This window comes from Methylocystis sp. H62, assembly GCF_015709515.1.
In the GTDB taxonomy this organism is placed as follows: domain Bacteria; phylum Pseudomonadota; class Alphaproteobacteria; order Rhizobiales; family Beijerinckiaceae; genus Methylocystis.
The window spans coordinates 91489-97488 of sequence record NZ_JADNQZ010000045.1 but is presented as its reverse complement, the minus strand read 5'-3'; the positions used below and the strand labels follow the sequence as shown (position 1 = coordinate 97488).

The following is a 6000-nucleotide window of genomic DNA, read 5'->3' as shown; positions in this document are numbered from 1 at the left end:
AATGATTTGAGACAGGCTGGGCTGCAATTTAGTGGAGGATGCGGCTCACCTGACGATTGAGTTTCAGCGGCGGTCATTTGATGTTGCAACCATCGATTCTCGATTGTGATGCGTTTGATCCTTCTCTTTCGAGCGCGAGATTGTTCGAGCTCTCGTGATAGCGACGACGATTGTAGTGATCGACGAAGGCGCTGATCTTCGCATTCAGGTCGCCCGGCAGATAATAGTTTTCGAGCAGGATGCGGTTCTCGAGCTTGATGCCAGCGCTCGATCTTGTTTTGGGTCTGTGGATGCAACGGCGCGCCGACATGAGCGTCGATCCAGTCAGGAAGCGTCTGCGTCCAGCTCGCTCTCGCGAATGTGAGGCTCGACGCGCCCAGCACCGCGACGAATATCTGCCCCATGCGCACTTCGCCGGTGAGCCTGTCGACGACGACGGGAACGCCGTCGCCGGCGTAATCGACGAACAGGCGCTCGCCGGCGGCGTGGGTCTGCCGCATGGTGACGGACAACGTCCTCGCGAAGGCGCGATACAGCTCGCAAGAGCGCGAATAGCGATAGCCGCCGGGGTTCTCGGCGATGTATTCGTCCCACAGGATCGTCAGGGTGACATGCTTGCGCTTCAGCTCGCGATGCACGTTTGCCCAGTCCGGCTCTTCGACGCGCCGGTGACCACGCTTGCTGCGCCGGTTGCCGTAAAGCGCCGCCTCCAGCGCGTCGTCGTTCATTCCCTCCGGCAGCGGCCAGGAGAGCCCGGCGCCCTCCGCGCGTTTGAGCGCTTCCCGAACCGTCGAACGCGGCATGCCGAGACGCCGGGAAATCTCGTGCGCTGAAACCGACGCGGTCTTCAGCCGAATAATCTCGCGCGCCTGGCGCATCGTAATCCGCTCCGCTGGCATGAATCGCTCCCCCTTGGATTGACAAAGGAGCGACTTGATCAGGCCAACGGCGGCGGTGAGCCACTGCACGAAATCACCCGGGCGGGATCATTCCGTTGCAGGGGGGCGGGATCATCTCCGAATCGGGGGCGCCGTCATTCCGTAACGGGTGGGCGCCTTCATCTCGTTTTAGGGGGCGCCATCAAGCGGAATCAGCACAATTGAGCTACCATGCCGAGAACGGTCATGACGATCCTGCCGGGGAGGCGGCTCACCGAAAGGGACGTGACGGCGGCAAAAGCGTTGCTCGCTGACGGCTGCCTCACGTCCAAAGAAGTGGCCGCCCGCTTCGGGGTCTCAAAGGCACGCTCAACCGCTATCTCGACTAAAATCCGCTATTCCAGAATACATTTTCCTGTTGCAAGAATTTAATTCGAAATTCCAGCGCGCCGCTTTGACTTTTTTGGAAATAAAGAATCATCATGCTGGCGATTCGGATGCGCAGGAGAAAATAATGTCCGACGCCGACAACCAAGCGCTCGTCGCTCAAATATTGTCGTCTTACCTCTCGAATAACAGCGTCAGTCCCGCCGACCTTCCTTCGGTCATCGAAACGGTGAAAAGGGCTTTCGGCGGCGGCGCTGAAACCCCGACAGTTGCACCGACGTCTGAAGAGACAAAGAGCTGGCAACCTGCAGTTCCGGTCAAAAAGTCAGTCGCGCCCGACGCCATTACCTGCCTGTGCTGTGGCCAGAGGTTCAAATCTCTCAAGCGCCATCTGAACGCTGAACACAAACTCACGCCGGACGAATATCGGGCGGCTTTCGGCCTTAAGGCGGATTATCCGATTGTCGCGCCGAACTATGCCGCACAGCGCTCTCAACTGGCAAAGTCCCTCGGCCTCGGACGTGTCGCCGGACAAAGGCGCGGCGCAGGCGCAAAAAAGTCAACTCGAGCCGCAGCGAAGAAGGCCGCCGAGTAGCGCATGAGAGGGACAAAAAGCGTGGTTTCGCCTTATTTTCTCGGCGACTCCGCGCTTATGCAAAAGCTTTGATTTTCGCACGAGGCAGACTAGGAATAGGCCCCTATCGAAGTCCCCACATTTCTGCTGCGTTCGGGTCAGTCCGCTTTAGTATCCGAGCCTGCTTCTCTCCGTGCCGGATCATGCGAAGCAGGACTCTCGTCCGCTCACGACCATCTTCAGTATCAGCCTCCCCAGCCTCGCGCCTTAGTGCTTCTATGGTTCGGCCTTGCGGGTAAGATTCCAGCGCCCTCCTTAGACGGCGTCTCATCAGCCAGTTTGTTGTTGTCGACAAGCCGAACGAATGAACATGTTTCAGCCATCCCCAATCCATTTTCGTAGCCCTCTTGCTGCATTCGCACAGTGCCGAGATACTCTATCTTCGCCGGCCCCATGATGGCACATCGCGGGAACACTTTAATGGTCAAACAAAACAAGGCTTGGGTTGCTGAGCAAGCTGACGCGAGGCTCACAATTTCGGTCGTCTCACTAATTAAGAAAGCGTCAAGGTTGCTCTCGCTGATTTTTATTGCTCCACTTATTTTACAAACAAAAACTGTCATGGCAAATGAAATGGAATGGGAGAAAGTTCCTGGAATGGACGCCGTATCTCCAAACGCATATTATGTAGATACTAAAAACATACAGAAAAATGGAAACAAATCTTTTGGATTACTGCTTGTAGATTTTACAAATTCAAAAGATAAGCAAAAGTCTGGTGTCTTCTATTTAGAATTTGACTGCGCGAAAAACACGGTCGCTACCAAGCATGTAGCTCTATTTACAGGGCATAAGGGCGAAGGCGAGCGTTTTTTGAGCATGCCTCGCAATACTGAGATACCTGTTGCAGCGGGCTCGGAATACTCCTACTTCCAATACAAGTTTTGTTCAAAATAAGTTGGCCTACGCTCCTGCCCCGCCGACCCCGCCAAGACGCTGCCGCGAGGCAGGCAAAGGCGACGCAAAGCGCTTCATGAAAACGCGAAAGGAAAAGCGGCAAGAAAAGCTGAAGCAGCTCTACCCGAACAATTCAGAACGGCTTTGTGAATCCCCGATTTGCGCGGGCGGCCGGCGGGCAAGATCATTGTGCGCGCTTTCGGCTGATTCTGTCCGAGCATTACAGATTGGCGATTGACGGACAGCGACGATGGCGATGGGTCGTGAGAGCGAGGTCCAGGGCGACCTCATGGTGACATGGAAAGAGATGCCTCGCTCGCCCGGCCATGTGTTTTACGACCGTCTCCAGCAGCTGTTGGCCGACGCCGGCTTCGACGCTTTCGTCGAAGAGACCTGCACGCCATATTACGCGCCGAAGATGGGCGCTCCGTCGTTGCCGCCTGGTCGTTATTTCCGCATGCATATGATAGGTTATTTCGAAGGGCTCGACAGCGAGCGCGGCATTGTCTGGCGCTGCTCGGATTCGAGATCGCTGGGAGATTTCATTCGGCTCGGCAAGCGCGACAACGTTCCCGATCATTCCTGGTTGTCGAAGACGCGCAGCCGTCTGCCGCACGAAGTGCACAAGAAGGTGTACGCCTTCGTCCTGAAGCTCGTCGCCGAGCATGGTCTGGTGAAGGGCGAGCGGCTCGGCGTCGACGGGTCGACGATGGAAGCCAACGCGGCGAGATCGTCGAACGCAGTTTCGCCCATGTTCTGGAGCGCGGCGGCATGCGCCGAACATGGTTGCGCAGTCGCGAAAATGTCCACAAGCGCTACCTCGTTCATGTCGCCGGCTACAATCTCGGCGTTTTGATGCGCGCGCTGTTCGGCGCCGGCACGCCGAGGGAGGCCGCAAACGCCAGATTTGCGTTCCTGGTCATCATTCCAGCCGCCGACATGATCGCATTCGTGATCCTCGCCGCGTCCGACGCGGAGACGGCGGCGCTGATCGTCGCCGTAACATGCGAAGCCGACTGATCAAATCCCGACATTTTCAACGGGCTGATAAGGCCCATTATGGAACCCGAACGAAGGGCTGGAAATGGCGGATTGTGTTGAAAAACTCGATTGTTGCCGGGAGCCGTGGGTCGTGATTTACTTTCTCTGCTGATTTGCAGGAGAAGCGGCGATGATGGGGACTCAGTCAGCAGCCGCTCGGTTTTTCTATGATTTTTGCCTCGACGATCATGTGCCGTAAGCGCCTTTCCCATCACCTATGCGGCGAGGGTTGACGCGGCGACGAAGCTCCACGGCGTCAGTTCGTCGATGCGGCTTTGAGGATGTCCGTCGAGAATGGCTTGCAGCGTTTTGGCGATGTAGGCGACGGGATCAACGTTGTTCAGTTTGCACGTCGCGACGATATCGGCGTGCGGCGTTCGTTGGGGATCATCGTCGAGGCTCAGCGGAACGAACGCAGGCGACGCGACATCTTCCTTCGGCGCGGCCAAAAGACCACGCCGAAAGCGCCGGCGCCAATCGTAGGATCTGCCAGCGCGTCGGTCCGTATCGGCGAGCGAACTCGGCCACGATGGCGTTCGGCGTCAGACTCTCGGCGGCGATCCGAGCCTTCTCCGCCTCAGAGCGTCGCCGACGGCCCGTCGGGCCGGCAAGCACCTCAATCTGTCCCGCGTAGCCTTCCTTCGAGACGCCCAATTGGGCGTCCAATTTGACGTCTCTGGTCATATAGCCACCCTCGAAAGCAGAGGCTTCTTCGCATGATCAGAAAATTTTCGGCAGAAGGGGATCGGCTAAGCGCTTACGAAGCACCATGCTCAAACTGGCTTACAACTCGGTTCGACCGGCTGTGGGCTGATCTTTAAGGATTTCAGTTCTGAAAGGAGCGGCCACGGCCCTTCGTCGGCGCCCTCTTTGCTGACTTGTTGTCGGTTTGCGGAAAAGCGGCCCTCACTAAGTCGGAATACATTTCTGCGATCTTTGTGCTCTGAGCAACGTAGTCTTCATATGCAGACTTAGCGAAATCAGACTGAAGCTGAACCGCGTCCTCGACGGTCGCTACCCCGGCCAACCTTTCGAAGTGATCGCGGCCCCTTTCGAATGACTTCTTTGTATAATCCGTCGTTTCGGCACTGATAGCCCCAAACTTCGTAGCTGCTTCTCTTGTTGGTTTCGTGAACGCCTCAAAGGGGCTCGCGAAGGGGTCAGAAAAGAGTGACTGCATATCTTTGAAGTTATTAAACATACGACATCCTTTTTCTAGGGCACGGCACCCAGGAGGCATTAGGAACCCCGTATTTAGGTGCGTTGCACAAAAAATTCAAGAAACGTGCTGCGATGCAAAAAGTCAATTCTAGGCAAAATGAGAAAAAAGGCTCGCGCCCAGGCGGCCTTCCAAAGCCGGCAGAGATTGGAACGAGCATGCGCCCAGGCTAATTCATGCGCCCTGGTAGAATTTCCAACTCGAAAGCTGCGCCAGTTCATCCTCCGTCAATTTCCATTTTTCGGTTTGGCTGGTCAACTCGGCAAGGTTCTCGTGCAAAATGCTTCGCGCTACCTTGGTTATGTCTGCTTCATCATATTCGTTCTTCTTTACCAGAACCGGGAAACCAAAGCTGCCGGATCCGTTGTGAATGCGGAATGTCACCTGAGCAAAATCCCCATCTGTGGCGGGAATTGTCTCAATTCTAGAGACCCTAATTTTGAATTGTCTCTTCATGTCGTCCCTGATTTTTTGTGAGCGATTTTGGGGGTCTCGAATCAGTCTAACGCGTGCTGTTTCTGCCCTCCGGTGTAGCGGATTGAGCCCATCTGGCGACGAGAGATGCCGAAGGCTCCAGCCAAGCAACCAAAGAGAAACGGGCCTCTGCCTAGCGACCACGATGCATGGTTGCTGCGGGTACCGGACAGTCTGCTCCTGGCCAGCGCAACTGCAATCGTGCGGCTGATTTGCCCAAGTGGGAATGAGAACGCTGCGTCGAAAGCATCGTCGAGAACGTCATGAGCACGGTGCGGCGCGTCTGCCGAAACGTCAAATACTGGCGCTCGCCATCGATGGCCATGCGCTGGCCGCCGCCACCATGCAGGAAGCAAGGAAAGGCTTCCGGCGATTGAAGGCGCACAAGCATCTGGAAACTCTCCGCGCCGCTCTCGTGCAGTGAAACGCAAAGGCCGCGTCAGCGGCGCACCTTGTTCAAACTGCAGAGA

The 6000-nt window shown here is 56.3% G+C and carries 8 protein-coding genes and 3 pseudogenes; 6 read left to right on the top strand and 5 right to left on the bottom strand.

Annotated elements, in window-relative coordinates; translation table 11 throughout:
* Positions 1 to 65: 65 nt before the first annotated feature.
* Together IYY11_RS22870 and IYY11_RS22865 are read right to left on the bottom strand one after the other, a co-directional pair.
* Positions 66 to 332: pseudogene (locus IYY11_RS22870) on the bottom strand (integrase core domain-containing protein); the annotation flags it as partial.
* A pseudogene (locus IYY11_RS22865) lies at positions 306 to 878 on the bottom strand (IS21 family transposase); the annotation flags it as partial. The pseudogenes IYY11_RS22870 and IYY11_RS22865, both read right to left, overlap by 27 nt.
* A 246-nt stretch (positions 879 to 1124) precedes the next feature.
* On the opposite strand from IYY11_RS22865, the gene IYY11_RS05445 reads away from it, so the two are divergent.
* The 5 genes from IYY11_RS05445 to IYY11_RS22385 all read left to right on the top strand — a co-directional run bounded on the left by IYY11_RS05445 (position 1125) and on the right by IYY11_RS22385 (position 3816).
* Positions 1125 to 1310, top strand: a complete 186-nt coding sequence (locus IYY11_RS05445; RefSeq protein WP_196402984.1) for a hypothetical protein — start codon at positions 1125 to 1127, stop codon at positions 1308 to 1310.
* Positions 1311 to 1392: 82 nt separating this feature from the next.
* A complete protein-coding gene (locus IYY11_RS05440) occupies positions 1393 to 1860 on the top strand; it encodes a MucR family transcriptional regulator (RefSeq protein WP_196402983.1) in 468 nt (155 codons plus the stop codon).
* Positions 1861 to 2319: 459 nt separating this feature from the next.
* The gene (locus IYY11_RS05435) at positions 2320 to 2796 is read left to right on the top strand and encodes a surface-adhesin E family protein (RefSeq protein ID WP_196402982.1); all 477 of its coding nucleotides are present in this window, start codon (positions 2320 to 2322) and stop codon (positions 2794 to 2796) included.
* Positions 2797 to 3046: 250 nt separating this feature from the next.
* Positions 3047 to 3652, top strand: a complete 606-nt coding sequence (locus IYY11_RS05430; RefSeq protein WP_210331246.1) for a transposase — start codon at positions 3047 to 3049, stop codon at positions 3650 to 3652.
* On the top strand, positions 3652 to 3816 hold the full coding sequence (locus tag IYY11_RS22385; RefSeq protein WP_210331245.1) for a hypothetical protein: 165 nt from the start codon (positions 3652 to 3654) through the stop codon (positions 3814 to 3816). The genes IYY11_RS05430 and IYY11_RS22385 overlap by 1 nt, the downstream gene beginning before the upstream one ends.
* 236 nt (positions 3817 to 4052) lie before the next feature.
* On the opposite strand, the gene IYY11_RS05425 is transcribed toward IYY11_RS22385, so the two are convergent.
* From IYY11_RS05425 to IYY11_RS05415, 3 genes are all read right to left on the bottom strand, one after another.
* The gene (locus IYY11_RS05425; RefSeq protein ID WP_196402981.1) at positions 4053 to 4286 is read right to left on the bottom strand and encodes a transposase domain-containing protein; all 234 of its coding nucleotides are present in this window, start codon (positions 4284 to 4286) and stop codon (positions 4053 to 4055) included.
* A 377-nt stretch (positions 4287 to 4663) separates the two neighbouring features.
* Positions 4664 to 5038: a phasin family protein gene (locus IYY11_RS05420; RefSeq protein WP_246719648.1), complete on the bottom strand. Its 375-nt coding sequence runs from the start codon at positions 5036 to 5038 to the stop codon at positions 4664 to 4666.
* Between the two features lie 192 nt (positions 5039 to 5230).
* Complete coding sequence (locus IYY11_RS05415) at positions 5231 to 5512, bottom strand: hypothetical protein (protein WP_196402980.1); 282 nt, start codon at positions 5510 to 5512, stop codon at positions 5231 to 5233.
* Between the two features lie 263 nt (positions 5513 to 5775).
* On the opposite strand from IYY11_RS05415, the pseudogene IYY11_RS22860 reads away from it, so the two are divergent.
* Positions 5776 to 5954 (top strand): annotated as a pseudogene (locus IYY11_RS22860) (IS256 family transposase); the annotation flags it as partial.
* Between the last annotated feature and the right edge of the window lie 46 nt (positions 5955 to 6000).